This is a genomic window from Vibrio sp. QJM3NY_26 (assembly GCF_057786005.1).
Map to the genome: position 1 here is coordinate 1,921,804 of NZ_CM173516.1, position 20,504 is coordinate 1,942,307.

General features: G+C 42.6%; 14 protein-coding genes. 1 reads left to right on the forward strand and 13 read right to left on the reverse strand.

Annotation, left to right across the window (positions count from 1 at the left end; all coding sequences use genetic code 11):
- Positions 1–22 precede the first annotated feature (22 nt).
- From AC3CH4_RS23755 to AC3CH4_RS23815, 13 genes are all read right to left on the reverse strand, one after another.
- Positions 23–1,312 (reverse strand): ATP-binding protein, encoded by a 1,290-nt coding sequence (locus tag AC3CH4_RS23755; protein ID WP_108123152.1) that lies wholly within the window; start codon positions 1,310–1,312, stop codon positions 23–25.
- 18 nt (positions 1,313–1,330) lie between these two features.
- On the reverse strand, positions 1,331–2,035 hold the full coding sequence (locus tag AC3CH4_RS23760; RefSeq protein WP_145565444.1) for a response regulator: 705 nt from the start codon (positions 2,033–2,035) through the stop codon (positions 1,331–1,333).
- Between the two features lie 236 nt (positions 2,036–2,271).
- Entirely contained in the window at positions 2,272–6,216 is a 3,945-nt protein-coding gene (locus tag AC3CH4_RS23765) for a zinc-dependent metalloprotease (RefSeq protein ID WP_146453833.1), read from the reverse strand.
- Between the two features lie 72 nt (positions 6,217–6,288).
- Positions 6,289–7,128, reverse strand: a complete 840-nt coding sequence (locus tag AC3CH4_RS23770) for a hypothetical protein (RefSeq protein WP_146453835.1) — start codon at positions 7,126–7,128, stop codon at positions 6,289–6,291.
- 55 nt (positions 7,129–7,183) lie between these two features.
- Positions 7,184–8,017, reverse strand: a complete 834-nt coding sequence (locus AC3CH4_RS23775) for an ABC transporter ATP-binding protein (RefSeq protein ID WP_428783121.1) — start codon at positions 8,015–8,017, stop codon at positions 7,184–7,186.
- A gap of 2 nt (positions 8,018–8,019) precedes the next feature.
- The gene (locus AC3CH4_RS23780; RefSeq protein WP_171310623.1) at positions 8,020–8,889 is read right to left on the reverse strand and encodes an ABC transporter ATP-binding protein; all 870 of its coding nucleotides are present in this window, start codon (positions 8,887–8,889) and stop codon (positions 8,020–8,022) included.
- Between the two features lie 13 nt (positions 8,890–8,902).
- Complete coding sequence (locus tag AC3CH4_RS23785; protein WP_171330067.1) at positions 8,903–10,726, reverse strand: extracellular solute-binding protein; 1,824 nt, start codon at positions 10,724–10,726, stop codon at positions 8,903–8,905.
- 16 nt (positions 10,727–10,742) lie between these two features.
- Entirely contained in the window at positions 10,743–11,786 is a 1,044-nt protein-coding gene (locus AC3CH4_RS23790; RefSeq protein WP_146453876.1) for an ABC transporter permease, read from the reverse strand.
- 2 nt (positions 11,787–11,788) lie between these two features.
- A complete protein-coding gene (locus tag AC3CH4_RS23795) occupies positions 11,789–12,814 on the reverse strand; it encodes an ABC transporter permease subunit (protein ID WP_017074025.1) in 1,026 nt (341 codons plus the stop codon).
- Positions 12,815–13,190: 376 nt separating this feature from the next.
- Positions 13,191–14,840, reverse strand: coding sequence for a microcin C ABC transporter ATP-binding protein YejF (yejF, locus tag AC3CH4_RS23800; RefSeq protein WP_488543966.1), 1,650 nt, complete (start codon positions 14,838–14,840; stop codon positions 13,191–13,193).
- Positions 14,841–14,849: 9 nt separating this feature from the next.
- On the reverse strand, positions 14,850–15,872 hold the full coding sequence (locus AC3CH4_RS23805; protein WP_488543967.1) for an ABC transporter permease: 1,023 nt from the start codon (positions 15,870–15,872) through the stop codon (positions 14,850–14,852).
- Positions 15,873–15,903: 31 nt separating this feature from the next.
- Complete coding sequence (locus AC3CH4_RS23810; protein ID WP_004730359.1) at positions 15,904–16,992, reverse strand: microcin C ABC transporter permease YejB; 1,089 nt, start codon at positions 16,990–16,992, stop codon at positions 15,904–15,906.
- Positions 16,993–17,004: 12 nt separating this feature from the next.
- Positions 17,005–18,900 carry an extracellular solute-binding protein gene (locus tag AC3CH4_RS23815; protein WP_488543968.1) on the reverse strand — a complete coding sequence of 632 codons (1,896 nt, stop codon included), beginning with the start codon at positions 18,898–18,900 and terminating at the stop codon, positions 17,005–17,007.
- Between the two features lie 380 nt (positions 18,901–19,280).
- Here AC3CH4_RS23815 and AC3CH4_RS23820 point away from each other — a divergent pair, with 380 nt between their 5' ends.
- Entirely contained in the window at positions 19,281–20,333 is a 1,053-nt protein-coding gene (locus tag AC3CH4_RS23820; RefSeq protein ID WP_171310627.1) for an endonuclease/exonuclease/phosphatase family protein, read from the forward strand.
- Positions 20,334–20,504: the final 171 nt, after the last annotated feature.

Genomic DNA, 20,504 nt, shown 5'->3' on the forward strand with positions numbered 1-20,504 from the left:
CAACTAAATGACCATGTTGAATTTATAACTCAAGCCGAGGAAACGACAAGGCAAAACACGCACCATCCAAGTAACTTTCACCAACAGTGACATGTGCTTGGTGACGGTCACACACCTGTTTAACAATAGCTAACCCTAAACCATGGCCCGTTTTCCCCTTGTTCCTCGCTGCATTAGCGCTGTAGAAAGGATCAAACAAAAAAGGCCAATGCTCCGCTTCAACGCCTTTGCCGTCATCATGAACCTCAATAACAAATTCATTGTCGGTATACCATAACTCAATAACGATCTTAGTATCAGCAAACTTAAACGCATTCCTTACGATGTTATCCACCGCCCGATTGAATAATTTTAGATCGACATAAAAAGAGGCTGGAATTTTTAATGGCACCTTAATGAGATCGAGGGTTGTCTCTTTCTCCCAAATAGTAAAACGCTCATTTAGCCATTCATTAGCATCAATAGGTTGCTTAAGTAACTCAAAACCTCCCCTTTCCAAGCGGGCGTAATACAACAACTCATCGACCATATCTTCCATTTCTTCGGTATCCGCAAGAATACGAGCTATAGCCTTAGACTGCTGCTTCGTTGGCGCTAAATCACTCAACAACTCAGCTTGCCATTGAATCCGGAATATAGGGGTTCTTAGCTCATGTGCTACCGCATTAGTCAAAGACTTATTACTATTGATTAAATCTCTTATCTTGTCTGCCATAACATTAAAGCTGCGGTTCAACGTCCCCAACTTTATGCTGTTCTTCTCAGATGCTCGCTCTAATAGATCACCATGAGAAAAAGCCACTGTCGCCATTTCAAGGTTGTTTAATCGGCGCTTTATTCTCCAAACTAAAAACAGGCCACTAAATGCAAAACCAGTTATGGCAAAAACCCAAATAAGCCGGTTTTCAAACTTGATTTGCTTCCTCAGGTAAGAATCTTTGTTCTTAGATAACTCATATAACTCATCACTTCCAACCAACCTTAACCAAAGGAAGTATTCGTCATGGTAGTAGACATTTCGGCCTTGTTGCTGAAACGCTTTTCTCACTAATTCTGGAGCGTTATCAAAAGGGATGATTCGCAGGTTCTGCCGAGTCTTATTTGCATAACTTTTTAATAGATTCTGCGTTTCAAGCAAACCTTTTTCGCGGTAAACCACATCAATCAATTCTTGATAAGCTTCTGCTTCATGGTCTCGTAATATGTATTCGTAGTCAGTGCTTAACTTGTAAACAATAAAAGCATAGGAATATATACTCACTAAGAAGATGACAGTCAGTCCCGCTAGGTATTCAAAATAGATACGTCGCATGTTATTTATCAGCCACCGTTACCAACGCTCGGGTACAAACAGGTAGCCTTTACCCCTTACAGTGATGATCTTTTTAGGTGGAACGGTTATATCGTTAAGCTTCTTACGCAAAATGACAATTTTATTGTCGATAAAACGATCAATGCCATCGTAATCGACTCCTCTCAATTGTTGAGTAAGGAAATTACGTGATAACACTTGTTCGGGGGAAGAAGCTAATAACCAAAGCAATTCAAATTCACTCTCAGCTATCGATATATCTTGTCCAACATGCGTACAGGCCTTAGTTGTTCGATTTAGATTTAGTTTGCCAAAAACCAATTCATTTTTATTCACCTCAGCATTCATCGAACTTTCAGGGCCTCGACGTAATAGCATTCGTACTCTCGCCAATAACACTCGTTGACGAATGGGTTTACTAATAAAGTCATCGGCGCCAGTTTCTAGAGCGGCTACATGATCGAAATCATCATCACTCGCCGTTAGAATCAATATTTTTCCATTAAACTGACTTCGCACTTGTCGGCAAATAGTCAGTCCATCAACTTCTGGCAACATGAGATCAAGTAGAACAATATCGGGCTGAATAGTTAAAATTTGCTCACACGCTAATGCTCCATCAGAAATAGTGACGACTTCAAAAGATTGGCTTTCAAAGTACTCCTGTAACATCTCTCTTAAAATGGGGTCGTCTTCTACGATCACGAGTTTCGGGTTGGTCATAAATCCTTTTCACCATGCCTTCTGCTAACTTGCGAACTGCTTATTTATCTAAAAATTCAGCACATTCTTTTACATAGCTTCTATTTATAAAAATAACAAAAGTATCTATATAACATATAAATAAAAGGTAATGCAGCTAAAAATAGACCAAAAGCTCTTAATTTTATACTCAAAAAAACCGGCCACCTAAACAAGGCAACCGGTTCTATTTATAAGTTTATTTGAACATTTTATATTTAATCATCATAAATAGGGAGCTGCTCAAATGCGCGGCGGAATGATACGTACTCATTTGAACTCCACAGACGAAGCTCCTCTGGGTCGTAGTCATACACTTCTTTGTGAGATGCATTGAGAGAACTTGTATTATTCTCAGTAATTTGGTCACCAAAGATCTGTGCCACGTTAAACATATTATCTAACTCATCGCCTTCAAACTTGCCAATCGCACTGTTTTGTGCCGTTTGTAGGCGAGCTAAAGAGTTACACTTGCGCTTCATATGATCTTCATCTGACTCACCATCCACTTTGAAACGCAGACACTTGTTGCCCTCTTCTTCATACTCTTCGAACATACGGTCAAACATAGTCCAACGCGCAAACCCAGTTGTGTCTCGAAGTGCAACCAACGCATCCTTGTCACCGATTGCAATAATACGGGCTTCATTGCGATCACGTGTATTTCTAAACACTGACAGAGCATTGCGAACACGGTAAGGCAAGCCATTTAGCTTCTCGACTCGAGCCTTTTGATCTTCTTGATACAGGGCACGTGACGCCACAGCATTGGCAAGCGTATTACGTGAGTTCAACGAGTAGTTAACGCCTTTCCATGTAAACTTGACGCCATCAGGGTCAGCAGAACTACTGTTTGCCAAATTGATATGGATCGAGTCGCTTAAACCTCTCACCGAGTCACTCAAGCCATACTCATTTGCACGGTTGTATTTGTTCAGGTTTTCTAGAAGCGTACCAAAGTAAGGGACTGTTGTATCTTGCGGTGAACCTTCCGTCCAGTATTCAAACGCTTCTTGCCCGCCCATCACAAAATAGCGTTTCATCGGCCACAAGTATGACGGCACAGCTTCAATCGTTTTAGTTAGGCTTTGTTGGTAGCGCAAAACAGTTTCAACGTAATCGCCATTGCCATCAACGAAAATCGCTTGACGTGCTTCTGGTCGGCCCGCTAGATCAGACAAGTGTGTATATAGCTTCGTTATCTTATCCGATAGGTCGATCAGTGCTAAGCTTGAGTTCTCTGTTGAAATATACGGCGAATCACGACGCACCAACATTTGTGCTGCTAGCAATTTATCAGGCCACACACCAAGCAAATCCATGGAGTTAGAGGCTGTTTGATACGGGTTGTTCGCCTTCAAGCTAGCCCAGATATGACCGTCACGAGTCTCCGAACGCATAACAACTTCGTTGCTTTGACCTTTCAACGTTTGAACAAGCTCTTCATCAAAACAGCTTGTTGGAACATCCCGATTTGACGACATACCACTTTGGTATGTTAACCACAGATCAGAAAGCGTTGCGAAACGATAACGGTTTGGTACCCCATCAACACCACTTAGCTCTTCCAACTCACATACTTTGTCGGGTGCCGTTAACACGTCAAGGAAGAAGTCTGCAGCCATATTTGCGGCGTTGTAAGTGTCACAAATTGGACGAAGGCCTGCCGACATATTATCAAGTGGTACTGGATTACCACGCCAATCTAGACAGTTATTCTCTGCGATTTCTTCAAAGACTTGTCCCTTATTATTGGTTGTGTCTGCGCCGATGTAACGCGCAAATACAAAATCAATTTCACCAACGTTTTCAACAATGTCACGAATTTTCTGGAACTCATTCATACGCATCCAGAAGTACTCATACTGCTTGTACTGAGTAAACCAATCACGACCGTTTCTGCGGTTTGCCGTTTCGTAACTATCGTAGTAGCGTTGGATACGGAACTCTGTGATTTCAGTGAGAGACGTACCTTCATCAAAGCGATCACAGTTTAAGCTTGTATAGGTATGTTCATCGGTACAGAAACGGTAACTCGCCAGTTCTGGGATATCATCTGTACCCGCATTGGCGCGAAGGTGTGCAATCACGCCAGTAGGGTAAGCATTGTAATCTTCTGTCAACTCTCGGTCGTACTTAGAAAGGGAATAAGTTTTACGGAGTTGAGCACCTGTTTTGTCATTAACTGAATCACCAACAAATTCATTGGTTTCTATTTCACGAGCATAAGCAAATTTAAGTGCAGCTTTATCATATTTACCGAACACAAGTAACTCATCAAAAATCGATGCGCCATAGTCCATAATTGAACTGTAAGCAGCGGGTTTTGCTTGGTGACCCAATGTGCTGCGTGCTAACTCTTCTTCTGTGTAAAAATGCGCTTTGTCTGTCGAACCCATGAAGTTATGACGTAAACCTAAGTTGTGGCCTAATTCATGAATCAAAGTCGACTTAAACATATGCATAGAGATTGCTTCGCTTGCGAGTTTCTGCTGATCAAGATCGAGGTCGTTCCACGTTTTCATGGTGTTCTGCTCGTCATCAGCAAAGAATCCACCATTAGTGTAGTCAATACCTGTGATCAAACCTTTCGCTTTGGTGCTCAGCCACATTGCATCTTCGCTGTAAACGTTCTGCTCAGAGAAACGCTTAAGCATATCTTGACGCTTGTAGAAAGTTTGAAGTGCCAAGTCTTTGCTGTTCACATCAAACTGATGATCAAGGTCAGCTTTCGGGTTTTCATTGACAAATTTACCTTGTCCTACAAACGCCATTTCACCTTCAGTTACAGCAGGAACAAACTGATCTGGCCCACGATCACTTGCGATCATGTCTGTAAAGACATCAATGTCAGTTCGTGGCTCAGCAACCGGTGCTGCGTCATCATCTCCAGCATCAACATTCTGAGTTTCTTCAGAAACAGGTTCTAGTTTCGCAATTTCCTGACGGTTATAACGCAACGCTAAATCATTCCAGTAGCGACGAGTCGTTGTACGAATCACACCAAGGTATTGGTTGACGTGTGCGTGAATAATCTCACCCGTGAGTGGGTTAGTTGCGGAAGGCCCGTAACCCAACAGACCATTATCTACAGGGTCTGCGATAAGGTTAAACACGTTGTAACGAAGGTCACCAGATTGAATACCTGCTTTCGCATCAGTATTTACAATTTTAATTGCCGGCACGCCAGTGCCTTCAAGTGACTCATTTACCTCTTTCATGGTGTCGATCGTCAATTGGCGATACGCTTCATTGCCTTCGTCAAAATAGCTATCACTTAGATGGTAATCAATCGACTCTAAGTTCGGATTGAAACGGTTGATGTAAGCGAAGCGTGAACCTTGTACATCGCTCTCACCTGTGTGGGTTTTCACCGCTTTGCTGTCATTAAAAAAGCCATAATATGCGCTGTCTTGTCCCTGATAATAAACAGGTTCGTAGTTTGAGCTTGCAAGTTTATCTAATTTCACAAGTGAATAGAAAAAACGAGTTTTGAATGACAGACTCTCTAAACTGCCAGACGGGTCGAATTGGTATCTATCATCTGGGTCAGCGGTAAACGTACGCTCAATTTCTACGTTTATCACCCCTCCTTCTGGGTTGTATTCGTATGAAACAACTCGAGGTTCTGCACTTTCGGTTACATTGCTAGCCGTATACCACGTGCTTAATGTATCTTTCGATAGCGGTTCGATGTTTTCGTAGTCAGGGATGAAGTGCGTCGCGTTAGTCCAATCCACGTTTTCATCACTGTTGATCTCTTCTTTGTTCGTACACTCACCGTAACCATTTTCGGCACAGCGATACTGACGGAATTCGCCAGGAATTTTCAATACTGGCACTCGGTTGATCTCAGAACCCCAACGACTTGGCTCCAGTGAATCTACTTTATCGCGATCCAATGCTTCAACATAAATACCGTTAGTTTTGTCAAAGCGCAGTTTAACTAGCTTTGGATCGCCTTGGAAAAAGCCACGCTGAGTCATAGCATAGCGAGGAGCTTCACCAGTCGACGGCATGTACATCCAAAGTGATTCTGTATCTAAAGATTGAACAGAAATCTCTTCGGTTGGTTTTTCATAGGTGTCATAGGCACGATCTTCGGCCCCACACCCGCTGAGGATTGCGGCAATACTTGCTGCGATAATTGCGTGTTTAAACATAATTTACCTATATTTATAATTATATTACATTTTTATTTCTAACTACCTAAATTCAATGCGAACGGAGCAATATTAGAATTGATAGTTAATCACTGCGTAATAAGTTGTTTTCTTTAAATCGACTAAATCATTAAGAGGGTTTGAACCTCTTTCTGGATTGTAATAACTAATGCCATTAGTCAGTCCAGAAGAAATAGAAATACTCTTAGTTATTTGGTAGCCCACCTCTCCCCCATGTAATAGAGTTGGATCAAATGTGTTCCCGCTATAATTCCATGACTGTCTAGGCATTACGAAAATGTTAAAATAGAAGTCTTCTGCAAAAACATAATCAAGAGAAAATTGGCTACTCAATTGGTATTCAATAAGCTGATTACCACCGGCTGTTTTATATTCGTGAAAGTTTTTTCTAAGTAATAACGTATTACTCAATGAAAGCCCTTCAATCCAATTATCGAATGGAGCACTCCACCTGACTTTCAATCTAGTTCCTAACGTTAAATCGTTCCTCCTTGACCATTTGGACGTCGGCAATATTACTCTCACCTCGCCACTCAGTGATGAACCATCAGTTGGTTTGAATAATCCATTGCGCCCCCATGAGATGGACGTATCATTCCAGAACTGCCCCCTAGTCCCATATTCATCACCGTCGGACAAATGGTAACCTGACGCCACTACTTGGAGTCGAGATTTGTCTGAAAACGAATATCGGACAACGCCCGTTGCAGAAGCCGAACGATTTGCTAAAGACGCACTGTCTTCATAACCGTTTCGAGAATAGTCAGCGCTAATGTAACCAGACCAAGGATTTTCATTGTTTTTGGACTCCCACTCATCTTGCAAATTATTTGCTAGGGCGAGCGAAGGCGCCACCAGCATGAACGCTGGCAACATAAGTAGTTTATTCATATTTTCCTTCTTGTATTACACTTCCGTATTATATCTACATTTTCTTTTTCCAGTTTTAAGCCTGTTTAGCTGACCTCGTTGTTTCTATTTTATTCCTTTGAGATGGATGCGTTATTGGAATCGACGCTAATAGAGTTTTTGTATATTCTTCTTTTGGGTTTTTATAAACATCTTCCACACTTCCAAACTCAATTATTTTACCTTTTTTCATTACGACCACATTATCTGAAATGTGCTTAACGACAGAGAGATCGTGTGAAATGAAAATAATGGAAAGGTTCATCTCTTTTTGTATTTTTAGTAATAAATTCAATATCTGTGCTTGCACAGAAACATCTAATGCCGATACTGACTCATCGCAAATCAATAACTTTGGCTTTAATGCTATTGCTCTTGCTATGCCTATACGCTGCCTCTGCCCTCCAGAAAACTCGTGCGGATAACGGGTTACGGCGGAGTGAGGTAATCCGATCTTATCGAGTAGATCTAAAACCCATTGCTTTCGGTCTTTCTTCGAACCAATCCCATGAATAATAAAAGGTTCTTCAAGTATGCCGCCTACTGTATGCCTCTGATTCAATGATTCGAGAGGATCCTGAAATACAATCTGCATATCTCGACGAAGTGGACGCATTCTTTTTGTGCTGTAATGGGTGATGTCTTCGCCTTCAAAAAAGATCTTCCCAGCGGATGGCTCATACAGTTTGAGTAATGTTCTACCAAGCGTACTTTTTCCACAGCCAGACTCTCCAACCAAACCTAACGTCTCACCTTGCTTCACTGAAAATGAAACGCCGTCAACAGCCTTGATTAAATAACCTTTCTTAAATAGATTCTTACCTGATAGAAAATGCTGCTTTAGCCCTTCAATTCTAATGACTTCTGACATAATCAATTCCCCTTATATTCTGGGAATTCATTCAAATCAATTGGGTTAATTTGAATGGTTTGTTTCGGTTCTACATTGAGATCTGGAATTAAGCTCAAGAGTCTTTTTGTATACGGATGTTGTGGGTGATCAAAAAGTTCGAAAATTTCTGCATGCTCAACAATACGTCCGTCATACATCACAGCGACTTCATCGCAAATTTCCGCAACAACGCCTAGATCATGAGTGATAAAGATCACTGCCATCCCGGTCTCTTCTTGAAGCTCTCTTATTAACTCCAAAATGGATGCTTGAACCGTTACATCTAATGCAGTCGTCGGCTCATCGCATATCAAGATGTCAGGCTTACATGCAAGAGCTATCGCAATCATTACCCTTTGTCGCATCCCCCCTGACAGGCTATGAGGGTATTCTTTGAAACGTAGTTTCGGCATTGGAATTTCAACTTTTTCAAGCAAACCAATTGCGTACTCTATCTTTTCAGACTTAGACATCTGGCTATGGTGCAAATCCAGAACCTCGACAATCTGCTTGCCAATTGTCTGAACAGGGTTCAAAGCAGTCATAGGGTCTTGGAAAATGATTGAGATACGATTCCCACGCATCTTATGCATCTCATGTTCAGGCACCTCTGTAAGGTCTGTATCACGATAAATTATTTTTCCAGCCGTGACCTTTCCATAAGGCTTAGGAAGTAGTCCCATAATAGACATTGAAGTTACGCTCTTCCCACTGCCCGACTCCCCAACCAAACCGAGTGTTTGGCCTGATTTCACGTCAAAGGACACACCTTTTAGTATCTTGACAATGCCCTCATCAGTACTGAACTCTGCTTCTAAGTCACGAACTTTTAATACAATATTTTGGTTCATTCCACGGTCATCCTTAGAGCTTATATCTGTCATCAATGATGGTGATGGGTGGATATGCCTTACCTTCTTTAGAAGCCAACTGAGTTTCTTCTTTTAGGTCTGTATCAATCCAGAAATTACTGGTATCTAAAATATTAAACATCGCGCCAGTCTTCTTCGTCATTGGGTTCTTTGGGAACTTAATCCAACGCCAGTAGGCATCTCGTGTATAAGGCACCATATAGCCAGGCACAATGACATACGCATCCTTTATTTTTCTTTGGATGCTCTGAGATAGCTGCTGTTTTCTTTCCATATCAAACTCCGAAATAAACGCCTCAATTTTCTGATCTAGCTCTGGTGAACTAAAATTTGTATGATTATTAGTTTGAGGGCGGTTGGCATTTGTCGAGTGAAAATACTCTTTGTATGCTGGTATCTCCCCTCCGCCCATATTAAGAAAAGCAAGCTGGTGTTTTTTCTCGAGAATAAATTTGAATGCAGCAGAGCCATCGACAAGGTTTAAGTTGAGCTCTAAACCAGCTAACTTCGCTTGCTCTTTTAGATAGGCAACTCTTGGTGTCCAAATGTTGTAGCCATATGTAATTTTGAAACTCAAACGAACCCCACTGGCATTCATGCGAATACCATCAGAACCGATACTATCGAAACCTGCAGATTCGAAATAGCCAATCGCAAGTTCAGGTCTAAACGGTGGAGCCTCTACACCCTCTAAATCGTATTTACCGTGTCCAAACCCCATAGCATGAGGTTTTCTAGAGTAATCGCCTCGCAACACGTTTTTGATCATGCCATCAAAATCAGTAGCGTAAGTAATGCCTTTTCGAACATTAATGTTGCTCAGCAGTGGCATGGATGTATTTATCCATAAACCGCCAGCGCCTTGTGGCCTTTGATTGAAGCCCCAGAATTTCTGGATAAAACCATGGCTAAAAGGTTCTGAGCTGGTTTTCTCATGCCACAGTTGAGGCTGTACCATCGCAAACGTGTCTAACTTTCCTTTTTCAAAGTGCTTACGTGCAATATCACTATCACGAATTACCTTGATGCGAAGTTTTTCCACGTTAAATCGGTTTTTATAGTATTTATTTCCGTAACCCCACCAGTTATCACCAACATGTGAAAACGTAATGCTGCGGCCTTTATTTATTTTCGATATGTAATAAGGCGACGTTGTAGGCTCTGACTTGAAGTTGTACTTACGAACAAAATTATCATCCATGCCATCCTTATTCCCATCGTTAATATCAACAAAATGATGCTTGGGACGAGGCTGGACTCCATGACTCGGCATATTGATAAGAGCCATAAGTTCATCATTACTTTTAGGCTCGGCCATCGTAATACTGATCGTATAGTCATCGAATTTTTCAACGGCCTTGATGCTGTTGCGGAAAAAGTCGTTATACCAAGGATCAATAATGTCTTTCGAACGGTAATACGTCAGCATAAATAGATAGTCGTCAGCCGTTACGCTCTCTCCGTCAGACCATTTCGCATCAGGATTCAGTTTGAAATAAACTGTCTTGTGATCATCCCCAAATGCCCATTCATTAGCCAGTTGAGGAATCCAACTGTCTGTATTTGGATGTCGTTGCGACAATTTTGGTGTGCCATCCATTAAATAGAAACGGATGCCAGAGTTCGCGTCTGGGCCAACTGAACGCAGTGTTTGTGGAAAGCTAGGCATATAGCTGCGTAATGTGCCTCCGCGCTTAGCTTCATCAGACGCAAATACTGGATCAACCCAGTTACTATGCCATTCCAAATTGTCTGGTGTTTGCTGTGCTTGAGCTAGAAAACTCAACAACAAAGCGAATAGTCCATATCTGTACATCATCACTTCCTAGTGCTTATCTATAAACTGTGTATTTTTTCGGATCAAAGGCTGTTCTTATCGCTTCACCAATGAATGTAACCATGACCAACACACCGACTATTGCGGTCACAACGGAACCAACAATCCATGGGGAATCTAAGTTTGACTTACCTTGCTGAAGAAGCTCCCCCCAACTAGGGGTAGGTGGAATAAGACCTAAACCTAAATAATCCAATGCGGTAAGAGCTGTAATGTTTGCAGCAATAGTGAAAGGGGCCAAAGTAACGATCATTACCATTGTGTTGGGTAAAATATGGTGAAAGATGATCCTTGCTGTTGATGCGCCTAAAGCCTTTGCTGCTAAGACATACTCTCGGGCCGATTCTCTGTAGGTCATCGTCCGCATATACCAAGTAATACCCATCCACCCAAAAGTCACATTAATTAACACGAAAAGCATAAACGTTGGTTGCGCTATCGAAACCAAAATCATGATCACGTAAAGGAACGGAACCATAGACCAAGTTTCAATGATTCTTTGAACAATCAGATCAAACTTGCCACCAAAGAAACCCATTGCACAACCAACTGTTACACCAATGCTGTATGCAATGACCATTGTTATCAGAGCAAATCCCATTGCAGTTCTGAATCCATAAACCAGTCTGGCTAAAATGTCCCGGCCGATTACATCTGTTCCCAAATAGTGTTTTGAGTAGGCACTTGGAGCATGTGGTGGATATTCGCCGGAGAAGTCTTGTTCATACGGATTCCAAGGCACTAAAGGTAGAATCGCAAAGTCACCATTGTTTTTATCTTTAAGCGCTAATTGAAGTAGTCGATAGTTTGCCTCTCCCGAAGACTCCAAACCAAAGGTCTTACCTGAGTAAACATCAGATACCATTGGAAAGTAATATTCCCCCTGATAACGCACCACCAAAGCCTTACTGTTGATCAACGCTTCAGCAAAAAGAGACAGTAACAACATTACGGATAGAATTATCAGCGACCAGTATCCACGCTTTATTTGTTTGAATCGCTTGATCTGCTTTAGCGTCAGCGGATTTAATTTAATCATCATCAAGCTCCAAATTTCACTCTAGGATCGACCAATGCAACGCAGACATCAGACAAGATATTGCCAAGTAGCAATATGCAGGCGTTGATTGCGACAATACCCATAACCACTGGATAATCTCTTTCTACAATTGATTCATAACCAAGCAGGCCTATGCCATTAATATCGAAAATAACCTCAATTAAGAAAGAGCCCGTCATGAAGAAAAGAAGAGAGTTGCCAAAGTGGCTAGCGATTGGAATTAAACTATTTCGTAGTGCGTGTTTACGAATCGCCTCTCTGAAAGGCAAACCTTTAGCGATAGCGGTGCGAATGTAATCTGACGATAAGTTTTCCATCAAATTATTCTTCATGGTCATGGTTAACGTCGCAAAGTCACCTATCAGGTAACAAAGCAAAGGTAAGACCGCATGCCACAAAATGTCAGTAATTTGCTCTGAGAAAGTATTGAAGTCGTCGAAGTCATCATCAACAAAGCCACCCATTGGGAACCACTCTAAGTGATAACTGAAAAACGTAATAAGAAGCACGCCGACCACATATCCCGGTAAGGCATAGCCGACAAAAATCATGATTGATGAAACAGAATCAAAAACGCTGCCGTGCTTCATCGCCTTAAAATAACCAAGAGGAATAGAGATAAAATAACTAATGAAAAAGGTAACACCACCATACATAACAGAGACTGGCAGGCGCTCAAAAATCATGTCACTGACAGGTTCGTAGTAGCGCGTCGACTCGCCTAGATCAAAATGAACAAGTCGAACTAACCATTCGAGATACGCTTCCGTTACCGGTTTATCTAATCCATAAAATTTATTTAGATCAGCAAGCTGATCTTCAGACAGAGCTGAGTTTTGGCCAACGAGACTAGACGCGCCACCACCGTCCCCCTGAGGCTGCATGTTTGCCAGCATCCTCTCAACAGGACCACCAGGGACAAAACGCGTGATCGCGAATATCAAAATCGTAATACCAAGAAACGTAGGTACGACTAAAGCAAAACGTTTCAGTAAATATGCAATCATTCTAACTAGCCAAATTCCATTTAAAGCAATATCCCATCAATTTAATCAATAAAATAAAGTAGTCAAATGGTTACATTCACCTACATTTGCTTACAAATACATTTAACCTAAAACCATCTCAAATTTTGATTTTAGTACTTAAAATCAAAGTATTAATGACAATACAAGAAAGAAGTTTTGATTGGGGAAATGTAGAAAAGATTAATTTGTAACCTAGGAATAGAACCATCACGGCAATTCGAACATGTTTGTAAGTTATGTAGATCTGAAGACTTAACGAAATTCAGTGTCTACAAAGAAAAATCGCCTCTGCAGAACAGAAGCGATTTATTGATATTCACAAGATAGGTGCTAATTCGATGGGTAATCCACTAACCTATACAACACCGACATTCGAAAGACTCACAAGTTGCTTGGTGTACTCATGCTGTGGATTGCCAAACAAAGTTTCCGTGTCGCCCTTCTCTATCACCTCTCCAGCTTTCATCACAATGGTGTAGTGACATAGAGACTTCACCACGTTGAGGTCATGGCTGATGAATAGATAGGTCAGACCGTACTTTTCTTGAAGTGATTTCAATAGATCCAGCACCTGCGCTTGGACCGTTCTGTCTAATGACGATGTTGGTTCGTCTAGCAGGATAAACTCTGGCTTAAGAATCAAAGCACGAGCAATAGCAATACGTTGCCTTTGACCGCCAGAAAACTCGTTCGGATAACGATGGCGAGTCTCAGGATCGAGGTCGACCTCTTTCATTACTTCACAGATGCGTTGGTCGAGTTCATTCTCATCCAATTGTTGATGCACTAGCAAGCCCTCACCAATCACCTGGGCGACTGACATTCTTGGGTTCAGCGCAGAAAACGGATCTTGAAATACAACTTGCATGCGACTTCGAAATGGCAACATTTGTTGTCGATTTAAACCTTGAATTTGTTCATTCGCGTAAGTTATTGAACCTTCACTCTCCACCAACTTCAATATCGCCATACCGGTTGTCGATTTACCAGAACCACTTTCGCCAACTAAACCGATTGAGTGCCCTTTCTTCAAAGTGAACTCCATATCGGTCACAGCTTTAACATGAGAAATAGTTCGCTTGAATAAACCCCCTGTAATGGGGAACCAAACACGCAGTTGGTCGACGTTGAGCAGGGGTTCACTTTCCTGAGAAACTGGAACGGGCAAGCCTTTCGGGTCAGAGTTGATAAGCTTGTGTGTGTAAGGATGAGCTGGCGCATTAAAGAGTGTTTTGCAGTCATTGCTTTCGACAAGGCGACCATCTTTCATTACTGCGACTCTATCAGCAATTTTACGAACAATACTCAAATCATGGGTGATAAAAAGCATCGCCATACCCAGCTCTTGTTGAAGATCATTCAGAAGATCGAGGATTTGCGCTTGCACCGAAACATCCAACGCAGTTGTAGGTTCATCTGCGATAAGTAGCTCTGGTTCGTTGATTAATGCCATCGCTATCATTACACGTTGACGTTCACCACCCGATAATTCATGAGGGTAAGCCGATATTTTTTGTTCCGGGTAACGAATCCCAACCTTTGATAGCCATTCTATCGCCAAGGCTTGCGCTTTGTTGGTTCGCATCCCTCGGTGAATAGATAGAGTTTCAACCAGTTGCTTACCGACTCGATGAAGCGGATTCAATGAAACCATAGGCTCTTGGAAGATCATACCAATGCGGCCACCACGAATCCCGCGCAGCTGTCTTTCAGAGCAACTCAGGATATCGGTACCAGAGAAGTTAATCTTACCGTTTAAGTAGTGCGATGAGCCTTTAGGCAGCAGTTTTAAAATCGAGTTGGCTGTAACAGATTTACCTGAACCACTCTCGCCCACCAGCGCCAATGTCTCACCTTTGTATATTTCTAAAGAGACATCTTGCGTCACTTGCTCTATCGAATCTTTTCGGCCGAAACCGACAGACAGTTTATCTATGGTCAGAACTGGAGATGCATTAGAAGCCTCTGCTGTTGACCCTGAAGTAGGAACTGTATTTGAAGTCATAACTTATCCTTACTTCTGTTGATGTGGGTCGAAGGCATCACGCACCGCTTCACCAACGAAGACGAGTAACGTAAGCATCAGAGAAAGTACGACAAAGGCAGAAATACCAAGCCAAGGCGCTTGTAAATTAGCTTTACCTTGCGCCAAAAGCTCACCTAAAGAAGGCGAACCAGCAGGAAGACCAAAGCCCAAGAAATCTAATGAGGTTAATGTGGTGACAGAGCCAGAAAGGATAAATGGCATCATGGTTAACGACGCCACCATCGCATTTGGCAGCATATGACGAAGCATAATGCGTTTGTCATCAACGCCCATCGCTTGCGCGGCTCTTACGTAATCAAAGTTTCGACAGCGTAGGAATTCAGCTCGCACGATGCCCACTAGACTCATCCAACTGAACAACACCATAATCCCGAGCAACCACCAGAAATTAGGCTCGATAAAGCTAGACAAAATAATCAGCAAGAACAAAGTCGGCATGCCAGACCAGACTTCGATAAAACGCTGCCCGAGCAAATCGATCCAACCACCGTAATAACCTTGTGTCGCGCCGACGACTACGCCGACAACGCTCGATACAATCGTCAGAATGAAACCAAACAGAACGGAAATACGGAACCCATAAATGATGCGAGCTAGCACATCTCGCCCTTTATCATCGGTTCCGAGCCAGTTTACTGAATCTGGCCCCGATGGCACCGCGCCTGAAATATCGAAGTTTATCGTGTCGTAGCTAAACGGAATGATTGGCCACACAATATATCCGCTGTCTTCGATGAGTTCGATAACATACGGGTCTTTGTAGTCGGCTTCGGTTTCAAACTCGCCGCCAAACTCTGTTTCGGCATATTCATTGATAACAGGTACAAACCACTGATTATCGTAAGAAACCAAGAGAGGTTTATCGTTGGCAATGATCTCTGCGAACAGGCTCAAGCCAAACAAGATGGTGAATATCCAAAGGGAGATAAAACCACGCTTGTTTGCTTTAAAACGTAACCAACGAGCTTCAGCTAAAGGGTTGTTAAACATTTATTATCAATACCTTGTTATTCGTTCGCCATTAACGCGCTTCAAAATCAATTCGAGGATCAACCCAGGTATAAGTCAGGTCGGAGATAATGCTCAACACCAAGCCAAGCAAGGTCATGATATAGAGAGAGCTGAACACCACTGGGTAATCTCGTTGAATGGTCGACTCAAAACCAAGCAGACCGATGCCTTCGAGTGAAAACATCACTTCAATCAACATAGAACCCGTGAAGAAAATACTAATAAATGCGCTCGGGAAACCCGCAATAATGATCAACATCGCGTTACGGAAAACGTGCTTATAGAGAATACTGCTCTCGTCCAAACCTTTTGCTCGCGCCGTCACCACATATTGCTTATTGATTTCATCAAGGAAGGAGTTTTTGGTCAGCATGCTGAGCGTGGCAAAGCCACCGATAACCATCGCAAAAATAGGCAAAGCTAAGTGCCAGAAATAGTCGCCAATTTGCTGATACCAATTCAGTTGGTCGAAGTTACTCGACACTAACCCACGCAATGGGAACCAACTGAAGTAGTTACCACTCGCGAACAAAATAATCAGGATAATCGCAAACAAGAAGCCCGGAACGGCATAGCCGACAATCACCACCGCACTCGACCAAATATCAAAGCGAGATCCGTGATGTATCGCTTTCATGATGCCTAAGGGTATCGAAATCACATAGATGATTAACGTACTCCACAACCCTAAAGAAATGGAGACTGGCAACCGTTCGATGATTAAATCAATAACGTTGCCGCCTTTAAACAAGCTTTCGCCAAAGTTAAAGGTCGCGTAGTTTTTCAACATGTCGAAGTAGCGAACATGAATCGGCTTATCAAAACCAAACTGCTTTTTGATCTCTTCAACCACTTCAGGATCAAGCCCGCGAGAGCCTTTATAGCCACTGGCAGACGCTTGGTCACTTTCACTTAAATCAACTTCTTGTCCACCACCAGAAAAGCGTTCCATAATACCGGAGTTGTGCCCTTCTAACTGAGCAACGGCTTGTTCTACCGGACCTCCTGGGGCAATCTGGATAATGAAAAAGTTGATGGTGATGATCGCCCACAACGTGGGGATCACCAACAGTAAACGCCGAAATATATACGCGGCCATGCTAACTAACTCCTAGCGACGTTTTTCAGGAAGCAATGCCGCCTTCTCTTCTGAAATCCACCATGTATCAATGCCTAAATCGTATTTAGGTAATACATCTGGACGCTCAAACTTGTCCCACATTGCAACGCGATATTCACCAACGTGCCATTGAGGGATGTTGTAGAAATTCCACTGCAATACACGGTCAAGTGAACGACCTAGTGTAAGAAGCTTTTCAGGATGCTGTTGGTTACGCGCAATTTCTTCTGTTAACGCATCAACCACCGGATCCATCACACCTGCAGTATTGTAAGTAGAATCAATGTAGTTAGAGTTCCAAACAATCATTAAGTTCGGGCTAGGATAAGGGTTTGCAGAAAACGATGAAGACACCATGTCGAAATCACGATCACGAAGACGCTTGATGTACTGAGTCGTATCGATAGTACGAATCTTCATCTCGATGCCCATACGCTTGAGGTTCTTTTGAACCGGCGTTGCAATACGTTCCGTAGTTGGGCTGTAAATCAACAACTCAAATGACATCGGCTTGCCGGTCTTTTCATTGGTCATCACTTTGTCTTTCAGTACCCACCCTGACTCTTTCAATAACTTGAAAGCGGTGCGCATTTGGCTACGAATACGGCCGCTGCCATCGGTTACTGAAGGTTGAAATTCTTCAGTGAAGACTCTCGGTGGGATTTGATCTTTATACTGAGAAAGCAACTCGACTTCAGCTTCGCTTGGTAAGCCCTTCGCTTCATAGTCAGTGTTTTGGAAGTAACTACGAGTACGTTTGTACTGACCGTAGAACATGTTCTTGTTCATCCACTCAAAGTCCATCGCGTAGGTTAACGCTTCTCGAACTTTAGGATCAGAGAACACAGGAGATTGAATATTGAAGACAAAACCTTGAGTCGTCTCTGGCTTCTCATGGTTGATCTCTTCTTTAATGATGTAGCCTTTGTCGAAGTTTGCGCCCGTGTAAGAGTTGGCCCAGAACTTAGCCGAGTTCTCGGTTCGAAGATCGAACTCCCCTGCTTTGAAGGCTTCCAGCATTACCGTGTCATCGCGATAGTAATCGTACTGCACTTGCTTGAAGTTGTTGCGACCCACGTTAACAGGCAGATCCGCAGCCCAGTAATTTTCATCTAAACCGTAGGTCACGCTTTGACCCGATTTATAGCTGATGATCTTATAAGGGCCACTGCCCACAGGCGGTTCACTTAGCGGCTCAGACAGTTTTCTGTCTTTCCAGAAATGTTTTGGTAATACACGAGTACTTTGGGCAAAGCTAAACAGCTTCTCGCGGTTTGGCTTGTTCATCTCAATACGAACAACCGAATCAGAAACAGCCGTTACTGATTCAATTTCTTTGTAATACACGCGATATTGAGGCACACCTTCTTTTGAAAACTTATCAAAGGTGAAGGCCACATCATGAGCCGTGATTGGTTTTCCATCTTGGAATTTAGCATCTGGATTGATGTCGATTTCCATCCAAGAGAAGTCGCTTGCGTAACGAATTTTGGAAGCGATCAATGGATAGTAAGCATCAATCTCGTCGCTCGGAGAAAACATCAAGGTATCGTAGATTTCCCCTGTATAGCTGGCTGCAACGCCGCGGGAACCGAATCGATTAAAGCTATCGTACGTACCAATGCTGCCATAGGTCACTTTACCTTGCTTTGGCGCATCAGGATTAACGTAATCGAAGTGAGAAAAGTCGGCAGGATATTTTGCTTCACCAAAACCGACCAGTTGAGTGGTTTCAATAACAGTGACAGCAGGAGTTGATTCGGTATCGGAAGCGTAAGTAACAGAGGGTTGTAGAGCAATAAGCGGTAACATGATGGCACATGAGGCTAAGTTAAACCTGAATAACTGAGTGCGCTGCGAGGCTTTGCGTCGAAAAACTGTTCCCATTTGACTCTCCCTTCAAATGTATAAATTCGTTGTATCGCTATAATATCGGTTTTATACGAAAGTCATTATCAGCTTTGTATTCAAGTCGATAAAACAAGTATAGGTTCAAATCTAACATCATGTAATAACTAATAAAACCATCAGCGCTGTATCTCTTACCGTTTATTTACAATTACTCGCCCCTACTCGAAGCAATTGAATGGCACGGTCTAAGAGAAGAGCACTATAATTTGTCTATCTGTTACGGCATGAAGTTCCGTTGTTATGGGACGTTCAACTAAACTAACTTTACCGACAAGTGATATTTAACCCACGAATTGATCAACAATCAGTGCTTTAGTGGAGTATCCTTATCGCCTTGGTCTAAATGGAATGACACTTTGAACAAACCAAACCAAATAACATTCGCAACGTTCAACCTTTTGAACTACCTAGAACCACCGAATGCTTATTATGATTTTGAGAATATCTACAGCTTCGAAGAGTGGCAGAAGAAGCAACATTGGATGGCGAAAGCGATTGGTTCAACAGATTGCGATGTGATTGGTTTCCAGGAGATATTTAGCCCGCAGTCTTTAGAGCAATTGATGAAGGAGCTTGGTTACCCGTACTTTGCTGTCGTCGATAGCGCGCATGTTGAAGATGATTACCTGTATACCTCGCCTGTCGTAGGTATCGCCTCTCGCTACCCGATTGAAAAAGTGCAGCCGGTTAAACCCGATTTAGAGTTGCTTTCAGCCTTCAATCTTAGTGACAGTTTTTCATTCAACCGAACGCCAGTACACGCCACAATTACCTTACCCCATTTGGGCTCGATTGATTGTTATGTGGTGCACTTCAAATCTCAGCGACCTACCGAACCAAAAGGGCAAACTCCAGATAACGCTGATAGCTCTAAAGCCTCGGGCAAACACAAGCCGAAAAGTGACACGTTGACTAGACTTCACCAAGAGCAACTCGGTTCTTGGTTATCAAGTGTTCAGCGCGGCCTAGAAAGCCAGATGCTCCATCAATACATCACCAATCAGCGTTACCAAACCGATCAGCCTGTGGTGTTAATGGGTGACTTTAACAAACCACTGTTTCACGATGAGTTCAAAGGGCTACTAAGTTATTCAATAAACCGAGACGAAAACAGCAAGCATTGGCTTTCCCACTTTCGCTTGAAAGACAGCTGGGATCTCTATCATCAACTGCACGAAGAAGACTTACTAGAGCAACGCAAACCAACACACTATTATGGTGCCTCTGGTTCTGTACTGGACTACATTTTGATGTCCAATGAGTTCGATTGTCAGAACTCATCAAGCTTGATGGAGATCTCTCGCTACACAGTGCTCGACCATCACCTCATCAATCCCAGCTTTGAACACGACCAATTCAGTACTGACCATGCCATCGTTGCTGTCACCGCTCATATCCGTGAAGCCTAGCTGCCCAATTGATATTCGCTTTAAACAGAAGTCTCACCCGCTCTCACTAAAGCAACTCTACTCTACGTAAGGCCTAACAAAACAGATAGAAAAAAGCCGCAGTTCAAAACTGCGGCTGTCCACTTTAGCTAAACGAGTTGAGCCAACCGACGCCCCATTTAGAAACCGATT